Origin of the sequence: Streptomyces sp. NBC_00503 (assembly GCF_036346895.1) — a bacterium.
In the GTDB taxonomy this organism is placed as follows: Bacteria; Actinomycetota; Actinomycetes; order Streptomycetales; family Streptomycetaceae; genus Streptomyces.
The window spans coordinates 6967267-6986564 of sequence record NZ_CP107855.1; the positions used below are offsets into that span (position 1 = coordinate 6967267).

Consider the following 19298-nt stretch of genomic DNA (forward strand, 5'->3'; position numbering starts at 1 on the left):
GGGACCCCGGCAGGCCGGTCAAGGCCGCGGTGGACTCAGCCGATGGTCCACTGCTGGAGCGCGGCGCCGGTGTCGGGCTGCTGGGTGACCAGTGCGCCGTTGCCGGAGGACGCGGTGGTCAGGAGCAGTCCGCTCGACGCGGAGGCGACGGTGTGGGCGCCGTTGGCCAGCCGCGTGATGGTCCAGTGCTGGTTGGCGCCGTTGCCGCAGGTCCACTGGATGATCTTCGCGCCGGCGCTGGTGGAGCCTCCGTCCACGTCGGCGCACAGGCCGGACTCGCTGTTCTTCAGCTGGTACGTGCCGTCGGCCTGCTGGGTGAAGGCCCAGCTCTGGTTGGCGCCGCCGTTGGGTGTCCAGGTGATGAGCTGGGTGCCGGCGGTGGTGCTGTGGCCGGGGTTGTCGAGTGCCTTGCCCCCGGCGGTCAGGGTGTGGACTCCGTTGAGGGAGGCCGTGACCGCCCAGGTGAAGGTGGCCGTGCCCGTGGCGGTACCGGAAGCGGCGGTGACCGTCACCGTCGTGGTTCCGGCGGTGGTGGGGGTGCCGCTGATCAGGCCGCCGGCGCTGATGCCCACTCCGGCGGGCAGGCCGGTCGCCGTGAAGGTCAGGGGCTTGCCGACGGAGTCGGTCGCCGTGAGCTGGAGGGAGACGGCCTTGTTCGGGGCGCCGGTCTGGTTGCCCGGGTTGGTGACCGTCACCGTCTCGGGTGCCTGGGCGATCGGGGTCAGCGTCAGGGTCTGCTCGGCGGCCGAGCGGGTGCCGCCGACCGTGTTGCCGGTGGTGTTGGTCCAGCTGCGGGTGGGAGTGGTCTCGGAGGGCCGGGTGGAGTCCGCGGAGAGGCCGATGACGAGGCCGCTGTACCGGTTGACGATCTTGTACGTGCCGGTGGAGGTGCCGTCCGAGGGTGAGGTGCCGCGGATGACGAACCACTGCTGGCCGACGGTGGGGCCGCCGGTTCCGGCCGCGGTGACGGTGGGCTTGGTGCCCCAGGCGCGGGTGGCCGTGGAGGTGGCGCCCACTCCCAGGAGCTGACCGCTGGCGGAGTTGGTGATGCGGTACGAGCCGTCGCCGTTCGAGGCGAAGGTCCACGACTCGAGGCCGGAGCCCGTGGCGGCGGCGCCCGAGGTGGTGGCCGAGCTGCCGGAGACCTGGGCCAGGACCCGGCCGTCGGCGCTGCTGATGCGGTAGGCCTTGGAGGTGTCGACCGGAGCGGCGGGCTCGGTCGTGTCGATGGCGAGGTTGACGTACTCGCTGCTGGATCCGCCGGAGCAGCCGAAGGAGCAGTAGGAGCGGAAGTTCTTCCCCACGATCGTGGAACTGGTCTTGTTGCCGCTGTCGAGGAACCAGCGGTACCAGGAGGCGTTCTTGTAGGTGCCCGTGTCGCCGAGGCGGAACCACTTCTGGGTGGTCAGGTCGGCAGTGGCGTAGATCTCCTGGGAGGCCTTGCCGCTCTGGTCGACCGCCTGGGGCTCGCCGATGTACAGGCCGAGGTGGGCGTTGTAGGTGATGTCCATGACGAACAGCGGGGACGTCGCGGGCATCAGGCCGGCGGCGATCTGCTGGCTCGCGGAGCCGCTGTTGGCCGGGTCGTACTCCTTGGACGGCGGGGTGTATCCGGTCGTGCTGGCGGAGTCCACGGGGACCATGTTGCTCTCGCGGCCGCCGAGGCCGGGCTCGGACCAGGCGCCGCCGTACCACTTCTGCCAGGAGCCGGGCGCCAGCTTCGCCGAGATCGGAGCGCGGGCGACGTGCCCGTAGAACGCGGCCCAGCTGCCGCCCTTGTTCACGATCCGGGAGCCGTAGAAGGCGTAGAAGTAGCCGGACGCCGTGTCGACGAACAGCCGCTGGTCACCGGTGCCGTAGTCGAAGGTCTGCTGCGGGAAGGCGGCCGTGTCGTTGCGCTTGGTGCTGTAGTGCGAGGTGATGACGTGGTCCTTGATGGTCCACGTGCGGCCCTGGTCCTTGGAGACGGCGTAGTCGATGCCGTCGTAGTGCAGGCCGTCGCCGAAGGGCTGCGGGGTGAACTCGTTGTGCACGAGCCCGTACCAGTCGCCGGTGTCCGGGTCGACCCAGACGCCGGCGAGGTCGCAGTAGTTGCGGTGCGCGTAGCTCGACCCGGCCGGGGCGGATGTCGATTCGAGGCCGGTCGGGCTGTTGTCGCAGCGCCAACTGGTGTCGTTGTTGCGGTCGTTGGAGTTGGCCGGGTTGACCGCGTCGCTGATGGCGGCGGACCGGGTGGCCGTGTCGAGGTTCGTCCCGGTGAAGAACGTCCACTTGCGCGGGTCGGTGGCGCCGTAGAGCGCGTGGGCCTGCTGGAAGTAGAACGTGCCGTCCTTGTCGACATAGGGACCGGCAGGGGTGTCGTCGGGGTTCGTCCAGGAGCCCTTGGCACCGACGGTGACGGTGTAGGCGGGGGCGGCCGGGGCTGCGGCCGACGCCGCGGATGCCGTGGGCATCAGCAGCGTGCTGCCGCCGGATATGAGCAGCGCGGCGGCGGCGAGTGCGCGGACCAGTCTGCTGCGAGGAGCGATCACGGGTACTCCCTGATCGGTGGAGCCCTGCGGGGCGGCTCCTTTGACGGTCCGTCGTCCTTGGGGACGGCGGTTGTGCCCGGGCCGCTGTGACGCGGCCCGAGTCCGGTGCTCCCTCGCCCGGCGGGACGACCCGCTGCCGCGGGAGCAGTGTGGGGGGAGCCGGCCCTCAGGCGCCCGCCAGGACGCCCAGGAGGCGCGCGACTTCGGCCGCGACCTCCTCACGGGCCGGGCCGAGGTACTTGCGGGAGTCGCTGACCCCGGGCAGGCGGTGGAGTTCCCGCCGGACGGACGCGGAGGAGATGCCGTTGAGGTGGGTGGAGATGTTGACCTTCGTCATCCCCGCCGCCACGGCCTTGGCGAGGTCCCCGTCCGAGACGCCCGACGAACCGTGGAGGACCAGGGGCACGCCGGTGGCGTCGCGCAGGCGCGCGATCAGGTCGAAGTCCAGTACGGCGTCGCGGGTGGCCGCGACGTTCTGCCCGTACGGCAGCTTGGAGGCGTCGAACATCACCGAGGTGAAACCGAGCCGGACGGCCTCGTGCACCAGCTCCTGCGACTCCGCGTGGTCCAGATGGACGGCCACCGGCACCGTCGCCTGCTCGGCCAGGGCCGGCGCGGCGCGGCCGATGATGTCGTCGGTGGCGGTCAGAGGCATGCGCTGGTCTCCACGCTGGCGGCGGTACGGAACTGTTCGCAGGCCCCGGCGGCAGGCTCAGCCATGCTCGCCGGCCAGCACCACGGAGCGGCTCAGGGCGCGGGGGCGGTCCGGGTCCAGGCCCCGTGCGGCGGCGAAGTGGACGGCCAGACGCTGAACCCGTACGAGGTCGGACAGCGGGTCCAGGTCGCCCGCCGCACCGCCGGATTCGGCGAGGTAGGCGACGCCGGTACGGGCGACATCGGCGGCGAGGCCGTACGGTGCCGGGCCGAAGACCCAGGTGCCGCGGCCGGGGCCCGCGATGCTGATGGGTCCGTGGCGGTACTCCATCGCCGGGTACGCCTCCGTCCAGGCGCCGGCCGCCTCCCGCATCTTGAGCCCCGCCTCCAGCGCGAGGCCGTAGGCCCAGCCGTCGCCCAGGAAGGTGATCTGCTCCGCCGCGCACATCTCCTCGGGCAGTGGTTCGGCGACGGCCCGCTCGGCGTCCGAGGCGGCCCGCGCGATCGTGCGCACCCCCCGGGGCAGCGGGCCCTGGCTCTCCAGGTGGGCCCGCAGAAGGGCGAGTGCCGTCGTGGCGAACCTGGTCTGTACGACTGACTCCTCGTCGGCGTAGGCGAGTTCGACGATGCCGTCGGCGACATCGACCACCGGGGTGCCCCCGTCGGCGGTGACGGCGGTGATCGCCGCCTGCCCGTGCAGCCGGGCCAGCAGGTCCAGTACCTCGGTGGTGGTGCCCGAGCGGGTCAGCGCCAGGATCCGGTCGTAGCGGCGGCCCACGGGGAACTGCGAGGCGGCGAAGGCGTCCGTCTCGCCCAGGCCGGCCCGCTCGCGCAGTTCGGCGTAGGCCAGGGCCATGAACCAGGACGTTCCGCAGCCGATGACGGCGACGCGCTCACCGGGTCGCGGCAGGAGGCCTCGGTGGTCGCCGGCCGAGGCGGCCGCCCTGCGCCAGCACTCCGGTTGGGAGGCGATCTCGCGTGAGGTGTGGGAGGTGAGCGAGGAGTGGGGGGTGTACGCGGAGCCCGGGGGAGTGGACATCGGTGCTGGATCCCTTCGCGGTCTTTGGGGTGCGGGACGGGGCACGGGAGGGCGCCGGAGGGTCAGTCGAACGTCTCCACGTACTCCTCGCAGGTCCCGAGGGCGGGCGCGTCCACGAGGTCGACGCGGTGGCCGAAGCGGTCGAGTTCGAGGATCGTCAGGAGGTTGTCCCCGGTGCGCAGCAGCGGACGGGGAACGTACAGGGTCGCCTGCGGGCCCACCTCCCAATAGCGGCCGAGCAGGGTGTCGTTGACCCAGACGAACCCCTTGCCGAAGCCGGGCAGCCTCAGGAAGGTGTCGGCCGGTTCCTCGAGGTGCAGACGTGCGGTGGCGATGCCCCGGCTGTCGGCGGCCCCGGCGGCCGCACCGGCGCGGGCGAGGTCCTCGGCGGTCCACTCGTCCAGCGGCAGCGGGTGCATGGACCACCCGTGGACGAGCCGCCGCTCCACGCGGACTCCGCCCAGGATGCCCTTGCCCTGGCCGAGCAGCGGGCCGTAGTTGATGCGTCCCTGGTTCTCCACCAGCAGTTCGAGCCGGATCGCCGCGCCCGTGCCGGTGACGCCGAAGGAAGCCGTCGGCCGGTCCAGGACGGTGACGAGGGCGCCGTCGACGAAGACCTGCGCGCGGTCGTGGAGGCCGGTGACCGTCACCTCGTGGGGACCGGGCGGGACGACCGGGTGCGCGGTGTAGAGCACGAGGCCTGAGGCCTGGCCGAGTTCCTCGAAACTCAGCGGGTTGGCGGCGTGCACGGGCGTGGACACCGACCTCAGCGCCTCCACCAGCGCGGATCCGCGGTGCACGGAGAGGGTGGCGGGCTCCAGCAGGGGCGGGTCCTCCGGCGGCTCGGGGACGGGCCGGGTGCTGTGGGGGACGAGCCTTTCGCGCAGCGCGTGGAACTTGGGCGTGAGCGCGCCGTGTTCGGCCACGGGGGCGTCGGAGTCGTAGCTGGTGACGGTCGGCTGGAGGGCCGTGCCGTCGTGGTTCGCGCCTGCCCACAGACCGAAGTTGGTGCCGCCGTGGGCCATGTACAGGCTCAGCGAACCGTCTTGGGCCAGGATGCCCTCGACGTCCTCGGCGGCGCTCGTGGAGGACCGGACGTGGTGGCTCTCGCCCCAGTGGTCGAACCAGCCGTTCCAGAACTCGGCACAGAGGAAGGGCTCGCCGGAACGGCGCGAGCGCAGCAGCTCCGCGGCCTGGTCGGGGCGCGAGCCGAAGGTGGCGGCCGCCAGTTCGCCGGGAAGGCTGCCGCCGTCGAGCATCAGCGGCGTGGGCCCGTCCGCGGTGAACAGCAGCTCGGAGATTCCGCGCGCCGCCAGGGCGTCGCGCAGCCAGCGCATGTAGGTGTGGTCGTCGCCGTAGCTGCCGTACTCGTTCTCGATCTGCACGGCCACGACCGGACCGTCCTGCGCCGCCTGGTGGTCGGCGATGAGCGGGATCAGTACGTCGAACCAGCGCCCGACCTCGTCGAGGTACTCGCGGTGGCTGCTCCTGGGCCGCATGCCGGGCCGTCCGGTCAGCCAGGCGGGCAGACCGCCGTTGTCCCATTCGGCGCAGATGTACGGGCCCGGGCGGACGATGACGTCCAGGCCGGCCTCCTCGGCGGTCCGCAGGAACCGCGGCAGGTCGCGCCAGCCGTCGAAGCGGATGTCACCGCGTCTGCGCTCGTGGAAGTTCCACGGCACGTAGGTGTCCACGGTGTTCAGGCCGAGTGCGGCGACCCGCCGGAGGCGGTCGGCCCACTGCTCCGGGTGCACGCGGAAGTAGTGCAGGGACCCGGACAGGATCCGGTGGGGCCGCCCGTGGCGCAGGAAGGCGCCCTCGGCCCAGCTCAGCACGGGCTGCGTGACCAGAGCGGGGGCCACCGGAGCAGGGGCTGCCGGGGCGGGGGCGACCGGGGCGGGGGCGACACGGGCGGCGCGCGGGGTCCGCGTGGTGCCGGCGGACTCGGCGGTGAGGGCGGAAACGGACTCGGTGGTGAGGGCGGGAGCGGTCATTCGACGGCTCCGGCGGCCATGCCCGCGCGCCGGAAGCGCTGGAGCGGGAGGAGCGGGAGGTGCCCGATCGGAAGCGCCTCGCGACCCGGAGCCCATCCCCGGGATGTTATCGATGCCTCCGCCGCTCCCGCGGGACGGATGAAACTAGGCTTCACAGCTCCTCCTGAGTGCCGCTGCAGGCAGTGAAGGTGTCCTGCACGGGGGCCGCGTGTCCGGCGGGCATGCCGGCGGGGTCGTCCGCCAGGCGTCCTGATGGCCGAAACTATGGCAGAGAATGTTATCGATGCCAATAGGTGTTAACGGGCGGCGTTCCAGCGGGTGAAACTGCACGTGAGCGGCTGTGTGAGCGATATCATCGAGGGGGTCGGACCGGAGAAAGGGATCCCATGGCGAAGAGCGGTGACACCGGCGGCGGAGCGCGCCCCCCGGGCATGCTGGACGTCGCCCGAGTGGCCGGCGTGTCCGCGCAGACGGTCTCGCGCGCGCTGGCCGGGCACCCCAACGTGCAGGAGAAGACGCGCGCGAAGGTCCTGGCCGCGGTCGACCAGCTCGGCTACCGCCGCAACAACGCCGCCCGGATGCTCTCTTCGGGCCGGAGCCGGACCATCGGCGTCGTGACCCTCCGGACGAGCTTCTACTCCAGGGCCGCCGTCACCTCGGGCATCGAGAAGGCCGCCCACGAAGCCGGGTACGCCGTCAGCGCCGCCACCACCGCCTCGCTGGACACCTCCGCCATCGAGAACGCGCTCTCCCGGCTCGCCGACCAGGGTGTCGAGGGGATCATCCTCTCGGTCCCCCTCATCCACACCAGCAGCAGGATCGAGCAGCTCACCCGGTCCACCCCGACCGTCACCATCGACGGCTCGCGCACCGACGCGACCGAGGTCCTCGCCATCGACCAGGTCCAAGCCGCCCGCATCGCGACCCGGCACCTGCTCGACCTCGGACACGACACGGTGTGGCACATCGCGGGCCCGGCGGAGTGGCTCGAGTCGGCCCACCGCCGCGAAGGCTGGCGATCCGCCCTGGAAGGCGCGGGCCGTGCCGTCCCGCCGCCGCTGGAAGGGGACTGGTCGCCGGCCTCCGGCTACCGCAACGGCCTGGTGCTCGCGCGGATCCCGGACGTCACCGCCATCTTCGTCGCGAGCGACGAGATGGCCTTCGGGGTGATCAGGGCCCTGCACGAGGTGGGGCGGCGCGTCCCGGACGAGATCTCCGTCGTCGGATTCGACGACATCGAGCTCGCCGAGTACTGCTCGCCCTCCCTCACCACCATCGCCCAGCCCTTCCAGCACATGGGCGCCCTCGCGGTGACCCATCTGCTGCGCCAGATCGATGCCCCCGGCGCCGTCCCCGAGCCGCGCTCGGTCGAACCGCGCCTGGTCGTCCGTTCCAGCACGGCGGCCGCCCCCGGTCGTTTGTCCTGGGACAGCTGACCGGACAAGTGAATCGTTGTAGGCTCCGAAGACCGCCCTTGACCTGCGCGAAGCGGGCAGGGAGCAGAGATATCGGGAGTATTCGCATGCTTCGTACCATGTTCAAGTCCAAGATCCACCGGGCCACCGTCACCCAGGCCGACCTGCACTACGTCGGGTCCGTGACCATCGACGCCGATCTCCTGGACGCGGCGGACCTGCTGCCCGGAGAACTGGTGCACATCGTGGACATCACCAATGGGGCCCGGCTCGAGACCTACGTCATCGAGGGGGAGCGGGGCTCCGGGGTGATCGGGATCAACGGGGCCGCCGCGCATCTCGTGCACCCCGGCGATCTCGTGATCCTCATCAGCTACGCGCAGGTGGAGGACGCCGAGGCGCGGGTGTTGAAGCCGCGCGTCGTGCACGTGGACGCGGACAATCGCATCGTCGAACTGGGCGCGGATCCGTCCGCACCGGTTCCGGGAACGGATCAGGCGCGCAGCCCCCACGCGGTGGCTGTCTGAGGGAAGTCGGGGATCATGTCGCAGGCCGTGCCGATCGAGTTCGTGGACGACCGCAAGTCCGGGAGGCTGCTGGCCGTCGAGGGCGAGGCGGTGGTGGGGTTCATCGCCTACTTCGTGCTCGCCCAGGCGCCCCACGCCCTCGTGGCGGTCCACACCGTCGTCGAACCGGGCCACGAGGGGCGCGGGATCGCCGGGAACCTGGTCAGGACCTTCTACGGGATCGCCGCCGACGAGGGCGTTCCCGTGGTCCCGCTGTGCCCGTACGCCGCGAGCTGGGCCGCCAAACACCCGGACCAGGCCCCCGAGGCCCCGGCCGCGGTCGTGGCGGCGGCCAAGGTGCAGCTCGACTCGGACTCCGACCTGTGGTGACGGCGCCCCCGAAGGCCCCGGCCGCGCCCCTGACCCTGCTGCACACCTCCGCCGCGCACGTCCCGGTCTTCGACGCCCTGCGCGACCGGCACCACCCGGACGCCGTCCTACGGCACCTCGTGGTCCCGGAGCTGCTGGAGCGGGCCCGAGCCCACGGGCCCGAGTCGGTGGCTCCGGACGTCCGGGAGCTGCTGGAGGGCGTCGCCGGGCCGGTCCTGGTGACCTGCTCGTCCATCGGGGCGATCGGGGAGTCGCTGGCCCCGGACCTGGGCGTCGCGGTGCTCCGGGTCGACCGGCCGATGGCGGCCGCGGCGGTGCGTACCGGGCCGCGGATCCTCGTACTGGCCACCGTGGAATCCACCCTGGCCCCCACGGTGGGGATGCTGGAGGAGGAGGCCACCGGGCCCGTGGCCATCCGTACCCAGGTGGTCGCCGGGGCCTGGGACCGCTTCGCGGCGGGCGACGCGGCGGGCTGCCGGGCCCTGGTCGCGGCAGCGGCCGATGCGGTCGCGGACGCGGACGTCATCGTCCTGGCCCAGGCGTCGATGGCGGGCGCCGAGGACCTCACCACGACCACCACCCCGGTCTTCTCCAGCCCGAGGACCGGGCTGGCCGCCGCGCTCGGGGCGCCGGCCGTCTGAAACGGGCGCCCCCGCGAGGGGCGCCCCTTCTCGTCGTGCGGGCCCGGCCGGAACGGCGGAAGCTGGGAAACATGACGCAGCCGCCCGTTCCCGATCCGCCGCCCCTGCCGGGGCCCGGCCCGTTCCCGGACCCCGAGCCGATCCCGCCGCGACCCGTACCGCCCCCCGATCCGGGTCCGCCGCCGCCCGAGCCCGCGCCGATGCCGGAGCCGCTGAGCTGAGCCGAGCCGAGCTGAGCCGATTCGACGGGAGTCAGGCCGTACGGACCTCGGAGCGGTCGCCGCTCCACAGGGTGTGGTACGAGCCTTCGCGGTCGGTGCGCCGGTAGGTGTGGGCTCCGAAGAAGTCGCGCTGGCCCTGGGTCAGGGCCGCCGGAAGCCGCTCCGCGCGCAGGGCGTCGTAGTAGGCGAGCGAGGCGGCGAAGGCCGGTACGGGGATGCCCTGGCGGACCGCGGCGACCAGCGCCTCGCGCCAGTCCTCCTGCGCGGCCCCGATCTCCTCGGCGAACCCGGCGTCGGCCAGGAGGCTCGGCAGCTCCGGCCGGGCGTCGTAGGCGGCGCGGATCCGGTCCAGGAACGCGGCCCGGATGATGCAGCCGCCGCGCCACAGCGAGGCCACGGCGCCGAGGTCGATGCCCCAGCCGTACTCCTCGCTGCCGGCCTGGATCTGGTGGAACCCCTGCGTGTACGAGACGATCTTCGATGCGTACAGGGCCTGCTCCACCTGGGCGGCGAAGGCGTCCGCGGCCTCCGCGGAGAGCGGCGCGGCCTTCGGGCCGGCCAGGCCGCGGGCGGCGCTGCGCAGGTCCGCGTGGCCCGAAACCGCGCGGGCGAAGACCGCCTCGGCGATGCCCGACACGGGAACGCCCAGGTCGAGGGCGATCTGCACGGTCCAGCGGCCGGTGCCCTTCTGCTCGGCGGCGTCGGCGACCACGTCCACGTACGGGAGACCGGTCGCGGCGTCCGTGTGCGCGAGCACCTCGGCGGTGATCTCGATCAGGTAGGAGTCCAGCCGGCCCTTGTTCCAGGAGCGGAAGGTCTCGGCGATCTTCGCGGGGGAGTAGCCGGCCACCTCGCGGAGCAGGTGGTAGGCCTCGGCGATGAGCTGCATGTCGGCGTACTCGATGCCGTTGTGCACCATCTTGACGAAGTGGCCGGCGCCGTCGGGGCCCACGTGCGAGGTGCAGGGGGTGCCGTCGGCGGCCTTGGCGGAGATCTTCTCCAGCAGCGGGCCGAGGGAGGCGTACGACTCCTCCGAGCCGCCGGGCATGATGCTCGGGCCGAGCAGCGCGCCCTCCTCGCCGCCCGAGATGCCGACGCCCACGAAGTGCAGGCCCTGCTCGCGCAGTTCCTTCTCCCGGCGCCGGGTGTCCTCGAAGTGGGCGTTGCCGCCGTCGATGATGACGTCGCCGGGCTCCAGCAGCGGAGCGAACTCGCGGATCACGGCATCGGTGGGCTCGCCGGCCTTCACCATGATGATCAGACGGCGCGGGCGCTCCAGCGCGTCGACGAACTCCTTGGCGGACTCGGCGGCCACGAAGGTGCCCTCGTGTCCGAACTCCTGTACCAGCGCCGTGGTCTTGGCGGCGGTGCGGTTGTGGACGGCCACGGTGAACCCGTTGCGCGCGAAGTTGCGGGCGAGGTTGCTGCCCATCACCGCGAGGCCGGTGACGCCGATCTGCGCCGTGCTGCTGCTCATGGGGTGCGCTCCTGAGTGCTTCGACAGTGCATTCGATATGCGGAGGAATGCGGGAACACCGACGCTACATCGGGAGAGATCCTTATCGACCCCCTACTTCTGGGGCACGCTCAACTTCCCCTCGAACGTGTCCGGTTGTCGACCTTGTCATGCTCCGGTCGTAGCGTTACGGTGTGCGGTTCCTGCTGTCTTCGATGGGGGCTCCCATGGGTGTACGGGGCCGGCACCGCCGGTATCAGCCGAGCAGCATCAACCGGGCCTCGCTCGTCGTCACCGCCGGTGGCGCCGGGATCGCGCTCCCTCTCATCGGCGCCGGAGCCGCACACGCCGCCTCCGTGGACACCTGGAGCAAGGTCGCCGCCTGCGAATCCACCAGCAACTGGCACATCAACACCGGCAACGGCTACTACGGCGGGCTCCAGTTCAGCCAGAGCACCTGGCGGGACTTCGGGGGCACCGCCTACGCGGCCCGCGCCGACCTCGCGACCAAGGACCAGCAGATCGCGGTCGCGGAGAAGGTCCTCAAGGGGCAGGGCCCGCAGGCCTGGCCGGTCTGCGGAAAACAGGCCGGACTCAGCCGCAGCGGCCCGGCGCCCGCCCTGGGGACGCAGTCCAAGGCCGCGGTCCCGGCGATCCAGACCCAGCAGGTGAAGGTCCAGCTCCAGGAGACCAAGGCAGCTGCTCCGCAGGGCACCGCGCCCCGCCCGACCGGGACTTCGGTCCTGCCCAACCCGTACGTCGTCGCGCCCGGGGACTCGCTCTCGGCGATCGCCACCGACCAGCACGTCGAGGGCGGCTGGCAGGCACTGTACGAGACCAACCGGGCCACCGTGGGCGGCAATCCGGACCTCATCTTCCCCGGGCAGCGGCTCACCCTGCGGATCACGGCCGCTCCGGCCGCGCCCCCGGCCCAGAACCCGGAGAAGCCGCCGCGCACGGCCGATCCGGTCAAGCCCGTGGAACCGGCGGCCGAGAAGCCCGCCGAGAAGCCGGCCGAGAAACCCGCCGAGAAACCCGCCGAGAAGCCCGCGGAGAAGCCGGCCGAGAAGCCGGCGGCCGAACCCGTCGCGAAGAAGCCCCAGGCACCCTCCGGCGGCTTCTCCGCTCCCGTGGACGCGGGCCTCGGCACCGCCTACCACGTGGCGGGATCCTCCTGGTCCAGCGGCTACCACACCGGGGTCGACTTCCCGGTGGCGACCGGCACCTCCATCAAGGCCGCCGGCCCCGGCGAGGTGGTCTCGGCCGGCTGGGCGGGTGCGTACGGCTACCAGGTGGTCATCCGGCACACCGACGGCCGGTACTCCCAGTACGCGCACCTCTCGGCGCTCGGCGTCACAGCCGGGCAGCAGGTCACCGGCGGGCAGCGCATCGGCCGCTCCGGCTCCACCGGCAATACGACCGGACCGCACCTGCACTTCGAGATCCGCACGGGCCCCGGCTACGGGACCGACATCGACCCGCTGAAGTATCTGCGCGGCCACGGGGTCGACATCTGAGCGCGGACAACCGGAGTCCTGGGCGCAGGCAACCGGAGTCCTGAGCGAAGCCGGACCGGCCGTACCCCGCAGGGGGTGCGGCCGGTCCGTCGTACCGGGCGTGACCTGGGGCGGAGCATGAGTTTGTCCTCCGCCGGGGCGGATCCGTACACTAGCCCTTTTGGGGACTTCCGCAGCAGGCGGACGCGGACGAGTGATCAAGGAACGGCAGCGGGTATGACGGTGACCGAAGACAGCCAGGAGCAGGGCCACGCCTTCGGGCCCGGCATCGACCCGGACCGCCTGGCCCTCTGCCTCAGCGTGCTCGACGAGCTGGACAAGCTCGATGTCGACCACCCGGACGCCATCACCGTGCGCCGCGCCACCGCCGGCCTCTACCGCACGGTCAAGCAGCGCCGCCGCCAGGACCGCCGCGCCGCCAAGACCGCCAACGACAGGGCCGTCACCGAATCGACCGCGACCGGTTCCGCCGAGCGCATCGACGACGAGACCGAGGGTCTGCTGCCCACTTCGGTCACGGAAGCCGGACGGATCGCCGGAATACTCCAGCGCCCGCGCTCCTGCTACATCTGCAAGACGCGCTACGTCGAGGTCGACTACTTCTACCACCAGCTCTGTCCGGCCTGTGCCACCGAGAACCGCAACAAGCGGGAGGCCCGCGCCGACCTCACCGGCAAGCGTGCCCTGCTCACCGGCGGCCGCGCCAAGATCGGCATGTACATCGCGCTGCGGCTCCTGCGGGACGGCGCCCACACCACGATCACCACCCGTTTCCCCAAGGACGCCATCCGCCGCTTCAAGGCGATGGAGGATTCGGCGGACTGGATGCACCGGTTGGAGGTCGTGGGCATCGACCTGCGCGACCCGGCCCAGGCGGTGGCGCTCGCCGAGCAGGTGGCCGAGGCCGGTCCGCTGGACATCCTGATCAACAACGCGACGCAGACCGTACGCCGCCTGCCGTCCGCGTACGCGGCGCTGGTCGACGGGGAGGGCGCCCCGCTGCCGGCCGGTGAGCTCCCCGCCCACCACGTCATCGGAGCCTTCAACTCCGGTGCGGTCGACGGCCTGGCGGCCCTGCCCATCGGCGTGAGCGGGCTCGAGGCGCAGAAGGTCGCGGACCTCGCGCTGGTCGCGGGCAACGCCAGCCTGGAGCGGCACCTCGCCGGAACCGCCATCGACGCGGGCGGCCTGCTGCCCGACGTAGTCGACAGCAACACCTGGGTGCAGACCATCGACCAGATTTCCCCGGTGGAGCTGCTCGAGACCCAGCTGTGCAACTACACCTCGCCGTTCATCCTGATCAGTGCGCTCCGGCCGGCCATGGCCGAGGCGGCCCGCAAGACCGACGGCGGCCGGGCCTACATCGTGAACGTCTCGGCGATGGAGGGCGTTTTCAGTCGCGGCTACAAGGGCGCGGGACACCCGAACACCAACGCGGCCAAGGCGGCGATGAACATGGTGACGCGGACCAGCGGCCAGGAGATGTTCCAGACGGACCGGATCCTGATGACCTCGGTCGACACGGGCTGGATCACCGACGAGCGCCCGCACTTCGACAAGCTCCGCCTCGCCGAGGAGGGCTTCCACGCCCCGCTCGACCTGGTCGACGGCGCGGCCCGGGTCTACGACCCGATCGTCCGCGGCGAGGCCGGCGAGGACCTGTTCGGTGTCTTCCTCAAGGACTACGCGCCCGCCAACTGGTAGGCCGTCCACTTCGCCCACGGCGCCCCCGGTCACTCATATGAGCGACCGGGGGCGTTTCTCATGTGAGCGGTGGTGGAGGGGGCCTCGAATTCACCTCGTCCGGCCGTAGGCCCCCGCCGCGACCAGTTCCAGCACCGGCCGCCAGTCCTCCAGGACCCCCGCGTCCGGGCCCCCGGCCCGACCCGCTTCGACCGCGCGGCACAGGGCGTCCACGTCGAGGTCGTCCTGCGGGTCCGGTGTGCCCGGCGCGTGGAGCCGTACGAGCCGGGCCACCCGCTCGCCGAGCAGGGGCCGGATCGCCTCCGCGGACTGGGCGATCAGCAACCCCGCGACCTGCAGTTCCTTGTCGGAGGGGTGCGAACGGCGCAGCAGGGCGGCGGCGCGCAGCCCGTGTCCGCCGCCGGGCCCGTCCCGCAGCAGGTCCATCAGTTCCTCGACGCTTCCGACGACCGCCGGCACCTCGGATCTCGCCACTGTCGTTCCCTCCGTCGCCCGACCGCGCATCACCCGTATGGCGCCGCCGAGCAGATCAGACGCGCGCGACGTGTCACCGTACGAGTTACTGAACGGGTGGCGAAAACAAGCGGTCCAGAGTGGATTTTACCTTTCCATCGAGCAGGGGTCCGCTCATATGTGTACTCTGATGCACATGAGAGCCCCACCCGGGCACTCGCTCCACCAAGGCGCCACCGCGTCCGGAAACCCTTGACACCTGCCCCCGGTGCGCGGCTCGCCCGCCGGGTTACGCGACACAAAGGAGTGCGCGGTGACACCAGAACTGACGACGACCGACCAGGCGCTGATGGAACGTACGGGGCCGCGGAGCAAGAAGCGCCCCGAGACGCTCGGCAACCTGGAGGTCTGGGCTCGGTCCGCTCCGATCCGCCTCGCGGGTTACGAGGACGACCTCGCCGAGCCGCACATCCTGCCCGGGATCGACTGACCGAGGCCCCGGGCCCTGAGCCCGGGACCCGCTCCGAGCCCCCGCACCGACGACCGGTGCGGGGGCTCGTTGCTGCCCGGGGCGGCGCCGGGTTCCCATGACGCGTACGCCGTCAGCGTCATCGCTGTGGGCGATCAAGGGTTACGCGAGGGACCGGCCGCGGGCACGCTCATCCGCATGAAGCTGCTGATGCTGGGTGGTACCGAATTCGTCGGGCGCGCGATCACCGAAGACGCCCTGGGCCGCGGCTGGGAGGTGACCGTCTTCCACCGCGGTCACCACGCACCCCCGCCCGGGACCACGGCCCTGCACGGGGACCGCACCGCCCCCGGCGGCCTGGCCGCCCTCGCCGAGGGGGAGTGGGACCTCGTCGTCGACACCTGGGGCGGCGCCCCCACCGCCGTCCGCGACAGCGCCCGGCTCCTGGCCGACCGGGTCGGCCGGTACGCGTACATATCCAGCCGTTCGGTGTACTCCTACCCCGCACCGGCCGGCATGGCCGAGGACGGCCCGCTCGTCGACGGGTCGCCCGACGCGGGCCCCGTCGCCTACGCCGAGGACAAGCGCGGCGGCGAGCTCGCCGCACTGGCCGCCTTCGGCGACCGGGCCCTGCTGGTGCGCGCCGGGCTGATCCTCGGCCCGTACGAGAACGTCGGGCGACTGCCCTGGTGGCTCAACCGCACCGCCCGCGGCGGACCCGTACCGGCCCCCGGCCCCCGCGAACTCCCGCTCCAGTACGTGGACGTACGCGATCTCGCGCGCTGGACCCTCGACGCGGCCGAAGCCGGGCGCGCAGGCCCGTACAACCTGGTCTCCCCGACCGGCCACGCCACCATGGGCGGCCTCCTGGAGGCCTGTGCGGCCGTGACCGGCGGCGGCGCGCAGCTGCGCTGGACCGATCCGGCCCGCATCGAGGAAGCCGGGGTGCAGCCCTGGACCGAGCTGCCGGTCTGGTTGCCCGAGGGGGAGCAGCACGACTACATGTTCGGCGGCGACGTGACCAAGGCGCTGGCGGCGGGCCTCGTGTGCCGCCCGGTCGAGGAGACCGTCGCGGACACCTGGGCCTGGCTCCGGAGCCTGGGCCGGGTGGCCCCGCAGCGCGCGGACCGGCCCGCCCCGGGCATGGACGCGGAGCAGGAGGCGGCGCTACTCGGGCTCTGAGGGCTCTGACGGCTGCGACCGGGCGGCTCCCGCGAGCCGGGTCGGCGGGAGGTACTCGCGCACCAGCGTGCGGTGCCACCAGGCGCCCGTCTCGCGCAGCTCGCGCCAGGTCGTGAACCGGTAGCGGTACAGCCGCGCCCGGACGTAGCGCGGCGGGGCGTCCGGGAAGGGGTTGTACCGGATCAGCCGCAGGGTGTCCCGGTCTCCCGCCAGCAGCCGCTCCACGAACGGCCCGAACCAGTCCCGCGCATAGCCGGGGGAGAGCGCCGCGAACCACATCAGCCAGTCCAGCCGCAGATGGTACGGGGCGAACTGGCGCGGGATCCGGCGCAGTTCACCCGGCTTGCCCTTGAAGCCGTACTCCCGCCACTCGCCGTCCGCCCGGGGCAGCGGGTCGGCGGTGCCCTCCACGACGACCTCCTCGCGGATCCGGCCCACCGTGCCGAACGCCCCGTAGGTGTTGACCAGGTGGAGCGAGTCGAAGGACCGGTTCATCACCTGGCGGCGCGAGACCATGTTGGCCACCGGATGCCTGCTCAGCACCAGCACCAGCGCGGTCGCCGCGCACCCGAGGAGCACGTACCAGAGCGGCCCGGTCCGGGAGGCGGCCGCGGGCGGCGGGCCCGCGAGCCCGGTGAACCGGGTGAATTCGACGGCGGGGAGGGCGAGCGTGATCGTCAGCCAGTTCAGCCAGGCGAAGTTCCCCGACAGCACCAGCCACAGCTGGGTGGCCACGATGACGGCGGCCGCGCACGAGGCCACCGGCTGCGGGGCGAACAGCAGGACCGGAACCACCAGTTGGGTGACGTGGTTGGCCGCGCACTCCACCCGGTGCAGCGGCCTGGGCAGATGGTGGAAGAACCAGCTGAGCGGCCCCGGCATCGGCTGCGTCTCGTGGTGGAAGTACAGGCAGGTCAGCCTGCGCCAGCAGGGGTCTCCCCGCATCTTGATCAGCCCGGCGCCGAATTCGACCCGGAAGACCACCCAGCGCAGCAGCCAGAGCACCAGCACCGGCGGCCCGACCCGCGCGTTGCCGAGGAAGACGGCGAGGAAGCCGGTCTCCAGCAGCAGCGATTCCCAGCCGAAGGAGTACCAGGTCTGCCCCACGTTCACGATGGACAGGTACAGCAGCCACAGCAGCGCCCACATCGCCATCGCCGCGCCCAGCGGCACGGCGTCCCCGGCCCCGGCGGCGAGGGCCGCGGCGAGCGCGGCACCGGTGCAGGCGCAGGTGGCGAAGAAGCGGTCGGAGTAGTGCAGTTGGAACAGGCTCGGGGCGCGCCGGAAGGGCACGTACCGCACGTACTGCGGCACGGGCAGCATGCCGTGCGCCCCGATCAGTGCCCGGAACTGCAGGGCGGCCCCGGCGAAGGCGAGGAGGTAGACACCGGCCAGGGCCCGCTGGAAGATCAGCCGCCCCAGCCAGTATCCGGGCGCCGTGTACCAGTCCATCCCCTCCAGTATCCGGCCGACCGGGCCTCGGTGGCGAGCTTGCGCACGTACCGTCCGAGCCTGCGGGCGTAGGCATGCTGGAGGAAGGGGACGACCGGGCCCGCGAGCCGGGTGTACCAGCTTCCCGGGCGGCTGAAGGCGTTGACCTCGAACCACACCGCGCCGTCCGCGTCCATGTCGACGACGAAGGACTCCTCGCCGCGCTCGGGGTGGCCGGCCAGGGTCCCGTAGGCGAACCCGATCCGCCGGGGCTCGTACGCCGTCCAGATCACCTCGCACGGGGCGTCGATCCGCAGCGGTCCGATCCCGATTCCGACGACGACCCGGTCGCCGGGGCGGACGGGGTCCGGGGCGGCCTGGACGAGCATGCCCGAGGCGCGGTGCGCGCCGAAGGTGGTGACGGCGGCCCCGGCCGCTTCGAGGACGGCCGGTCCGTATCCGATCCGGGTGCGGTGGTGGGTGAGGTGGTATCCGGCGGGCAGCGGCCGCCGGGCCGTGGCGCCCCGGTCGGGGTAGTTGAAGGTGCTGCGGCCTTCGCTGATGAGGCGGGTCATGGTGTCACGGTCTCCGTTCGAGCGGTGTGATCGGGCCGAGTGGTCCGGGCGGGCGCGGTGGCCCGTCGGCGTGCGGTGGCCGGATGGTGTGCGGTGGCCGGGGCGGCGGTCAGCCGGCGCCAGGCGAGCAGTGAGCACAAGGCGAATCCGAGGGAGTTCCCGAGGCCGTGGGTGGCGGCCATCCAGGTCAAGGTGGGGTGCGTGATCCCGGTGGCTTCGCCGAGCGCCCACCACAGGGCGAGCAGCATGGTCGCCACCAGGACGGCGGCCGAGGTGGCGAGCAGCGCGCCGGTGGTCCGGTCGCGGGCCGCCGGGCGGATGTCGCGCCAGGTCAGCAGGGCCACCGCCCACATCCCGCCGGTCAGCGTCACCGCGCCCACCAGCTCGGCCCAGTCGTCGACGAAGTAGCCGAGCAGGACGAGCAGGGTGCCGGCCGGGACGCTGTACCCGGCCCAGCGTGCGAGGGCTCCGGCCGAGGTGTCTCTCCGTACGGCGTCCCCGTCCCCGTCGGCCGTGTTCCGGTCCGCTCCACCCCCGGCGGCCCGGCACACCAGCCCGGCGACCAGGGCCGCGGTGAAGCCGGCGAAGTGGAAGTGCGGCACGGTCAGCGCCAGGATGTCGAGGTCGAAGCCGAAGAGCCGGTATCCGGCGCGTTCGCTGACCAGGGCGAGCCCGGCGACCGAGGGCGCGGCCAGTGCGGTGAGCACGGCCGCCTCGGCGGGGGCCAGGTGCATCCGCCCGGACGGGGTCCGGGCGAGGGCTCGTCGCAGCCGGGCCGGGACCCGGGCCGCGAGCGTCAGGGTGGCCGCCGCGTAGAGTGCGGCGAGCGCCGTGGCGGGGGCGCCGCGCGGCAGCCAGAGGCATACCGCTCCCGGGGCCGCGAGCAGGGGCCAGAGCCGTGCGGTCCGGCCGAGCCGGGCCGGATCGATCAGGCGCAGACCGGCCGGGACCACGTAGAACATGCCCAGGGTGACGATCAGATTCACCAGTACCGTCACCTTGGACTCCCCTCCGACGGCCGAACGCTTTGAACGCGTTCAACTCACGGTCGTGAGCTTAGAGGGTTGCTTGAACATGTTCAAGACTGGGTCGGGTTCTTGAATCTCGGGTTGCGGGGACC

Annotated in this window: 16 protein-coding genes and 1 pseudogene; 8 read left to right on the plus strand and 9 right to left on the minus strand. The window is 72.4% G+C overall.

The genetic code is table 11. The features are described from left to right. Positions 1-35: 35 nt before the first annotated feature. The 4 genes and pseudogenes from OG490_RS31740 to OG490_RS31755 all read right to left on the minus strand — a co-directional run bounded on the left by OG490_RS31740 (position 36) and on the right by OG490_RS31755 (position 6218). Positions 36-2531: an RICIN domain-containing protein gene (locus tag OG490_RS31740; RefSeq protein WP_330299703.1), complete on the minus strand. Its 2496-nt coding sequence runs from the start codon at positions 2529-2531 to the stop codon at positions 36-38. 166 nt (positions 2532-2697) lie between these two features. After that, positions 2698-3159: pseudogene (locus OG490_RS31745) on the minus strand (class II fructose-bisphosphate aldolase); the annotation flags it as partial. Positions 3160-3243: 84 nt separating this feature from the next. Next, on the minus strand, positions 3244-4224 hold the full coding sequence (locus OG490_RS31750) for an SIS domain-containing protein (RefSeq protein WP_330299704.1): 981 nt from the start codon (positions 4222-4224) through the stop codon (positions 3244-3246). Positions 4225-4286: 62 nt separating this feature from the next. After that, positions 4287-6218 (minus strand): glycoside hydrolase family 35 protein, encoded by a 1932-nt coding sequence (locus OG490_RS31755; RefSeq protein ID WP_330299705.1) that lies wholly within the window; start codon positions 6216-6218, stop codon positions 4287-4289. 386 nt (positions 6219-6604) lie between these two features. Here OG490_RS31755 and OG490_RS31760 point away from each other — a divergent pair, with 386 nt between their 5' ends. From OG490_RS31760 to OG490_RS31775, 4 genes are all read left to right on the plus strand, one after another. Continuing rightward, positions 6605-7654, plus strand: coding sequence for a LacI family DNA-binding transcriptional regulator (locus tag OG490_RS31760; protein ID WP_330299706.1), 1050 nt, complete (start codon positions 6605-6607; stop codon positions 7652-7654). Between the two features lie 86 nt (positions 7655-7740). Then, positions 7741-8160, plus strand: coding sequence for an aspartate 1-decarboxylase (gene panD, locus OG490_RS31765; RefSeq protein ID WP_330299707.1), 420 nt, complete (start codon positions 7741-7743; stop codon positions 8158-8160). A 15-nt stretch (positions 8161-8175) separates the two neighbouring features. Beyond that, positions 8176-8529 carry a GNAT family N-acetyltransferase gene (locus OG490_RS31770; RefSeq protein WP_330299708.1) on the plus strand — a complete coding sequence of 118 codons (354 nt, stop codon included), beginning with the start codon at positions 8176-8178 and terminating at the stop codon, positions 8527-8529. Beyond that, the gene (locus OG490_RS31775; protein WP_330299709.1) at positions 8526-9170 is read left to right on the plus strand and encodes an arylsulfatase; all 645 of its coding nucleotides are present in this window, start codon (positions 8526-8528) and stop codon (positions 9168-9170) included. The genes OG490_RS31770 and OG490_RS31775 overlap by 4 nt, the downstream gene beginning before the upstream one ends. A 252-nt stretch (positions 9171-9422) precedes the next feature. On the opposite strand, the gene gndA is transcribed toward OG490_RS31775, so the two are convergent. After that, entirely contained in the window at positions 9423-10868 is a 1446-nt protein-coding gene (gene gndA, locus OG490_RS31780; RefSeq protein WP_330299710.1) for an NADP-dependent phosphogluconate dehydrogenase, read from the minus strand. Between the two features lie 206 nt (positions 10869-11074). Here gndA and OG490_RS31785 point away from each other — a divergent pair, with 206 nt between their 5' ends. Together OG490_RS31785 and OG490_RS31790 are read left to right on the plus strand one after the other, a co-directional pair. Continuing rightward, complete coding sequence (locus tag OG490_RS31785) at positions 11075-12364, plus strand: transglycosylase family protein (RefSeq protein ID WP_330299711.1); 1290 nt, start codon at positions 11075-11077, stop codon at positions 12362-12364. A 216-nt stretch (positions 12365-12580) separates the two neighbouring features. Beyond that, positions 12581-14068, plus strand: a complete 1488-nt coding sequence (locus tag OG490_RS31790) for an SDR family NAD(P)-dependent oxidoreductase (RefSeq protein WP_330299712.1) — start codon at positions 12581-12583, stop codon at positions 14066-14068. Between the two features lie 90 nt (positions 14069-14158). Here the strand turns inward: OG490_RS31790 and OG490_RS31795 are convergent, their stop codons facing one another. Continuing rightward, positions 14159-14494 (minus strand): hypothetical protein, encoded by a 336-nt coding sequence (locus OG490_RS31795; protein ID WP_330301145.1) that lies wholly within the window; start codon positions 14492-14494, stop codon positions 14159-14161. 340 nt (positions 14495-14834) lie between these two features. Between OG490_RS31795 and OG490_RS31800 the strand changes: the two genes are divergently transcribed. Continuing rightward, on the plus strand, positions 14835-15011 hold the full coding sequence (locus tag OG490_RS31800) for a hypothetical protein (RefSeq protein WP_330301203.1): 177 nt from the start codon (positions 14835-14837) through the stop codon (positions 15009-15011). Between the two features lie 177 nt (positions 15012-15188). Beyond that, complete coding sequence (locus OG490_RS31805; protein WP_330299713.1) at positions 15189-16172, plus strand: NAD-dependent epimerase/dehydratase family protein; 984 nt, start codon at positions 15189-15191, stop codon at positions 16170-16172. Here OG490_RS31805 and OG490_RS31810 read toward each other — a convergent pair. From OG490_RS31810 to OG490_RS31820, 3 genes are read right to left on the minus strand one after another with little or no spacing between them, the layout of a single operon-like run. Then, on the minus strand, positions 16158-17624 hold the full coding sequence (locus OG490_RS31810) for a lipase maturation factor family protein (protein WP_330299714.1): 1467 nt from the start codon (positions 17622-17624) through the stop codon (positions 16158-16160). The two genes, OG490_RS31805 and OG490_RS31810, sit on opposite strands and share 15 nt — an antisense overlap. Next, a complete protein-coding gene (locus OG490_RS31815; RefSeq protein WP_330299715.1) occupies positions 17582-18178 on the minus strand; it encodes a DUF1990 family protein in 597 nt (198 codons plus the stop codon). Before OG490_RS31815 ends, OG490_RS31810 begins: the two co-directional genes overlap by 43 nt. Further along, on the minus strand, positions 18175-19176 hold the full coding sequence (locus tag OG490_RS31820) for a YndJ family protein (RefSeq protein WP_330299716.1): 1002 nt from the start codon (positions 19174-19176) through the stop codon (positions 18175-18177). The genes OG490_RS31815 and OG490_RS31820 overlap by 4 nt, the downstream gene beginning before the upstream one ends. Positions 19177-19298: the final 122 nt, after the last annotated feature.

Bases quoted from the DNA above. Each gene is read 5' to 3' on its own strand.
- OG490_RS31755 (WP_330299705.1), bottom strand. From the start codon at position 6,218: ATGACCGCTCCCGCCCTCACCACCGAGTCCGTTTCCGCCCTCACCGCC.
- gndA (WP_330299710.1), bottom strand. From the start codon at position 10,868: ATGAGCAGCAGCACGGCGCAGATCGGCGTCACCGGCCTCGCGGTGATG.
- OG490_RS31805 (WP_330299713.1), top strand. From the start codon at position 15,189: ATGAAGCTGCTGATGCTGGGTGGTACCGAATTCGTCGGGCGCGCGATC.
- OG490_RS31815 (WP_330299715.1), bottom strand. From the start codon at position 18,178: ATGACCCGCCTCATCAGCGAAGGCCGCAGCACCTTCAACTACCCCGAC.
- OG490_RS31760 (WP_330299706.1), top strand. From the start codon at position 6,605: ATGGCGAAGAGCGGTGACACCGGCGGCGGAGCGCGCCCCCCGGGCATG.
- panD (WP_330299707.1), top strand. From the start codon at position 7,741: ATGCTTCGTACCATGTTCAAGTCCAAGATCCACCGGGCCACCGTCACC.
- OG490_RS31770 (WP_330299708.1), top strand. From the start codon at position 8,176: ATGTCGCAGGCCGTGCCGATCGAGTTCGTGGACGACCGCAAGTCCGGG.
- OG490_RS31810 (WP_330299714.1), bottom strand. From the start codon at position 17,624: ATGGACTGGTACACGGCGCCCGGATACTGGCTGGGGCGGCTGATCTTC.
- OG490_RS31785 (WP_330299711.1), top strand. From the start codon at position 11,075: ATGGGTGTACGGGGCCGGCACCGCCGGTATCAGCCGAGCAGCATCAAC.
- OG490_RS31790 (WP_330299712.1), top strand. From the start codon at position 12,581: ATGACGGTGACCGAAGACAGCCAGGAGCAGGGCCACGCCTTCGGGCCC.
- OG490_RS31750 (WP_330299704.1), bottom strand. From the start codon at position 4,224: ATGTCCACTCCCCCGGGCTCCGCGTACACCCCCCACTCCTCGCTCACC.
- OG490_RS31795 (WP_330301145.1), bottom strand. From the start codon at position 14,494: ATGGACCTGCTGCGGGACGGGCCCGGCGGCGGACACGGGCTGCGCGCC.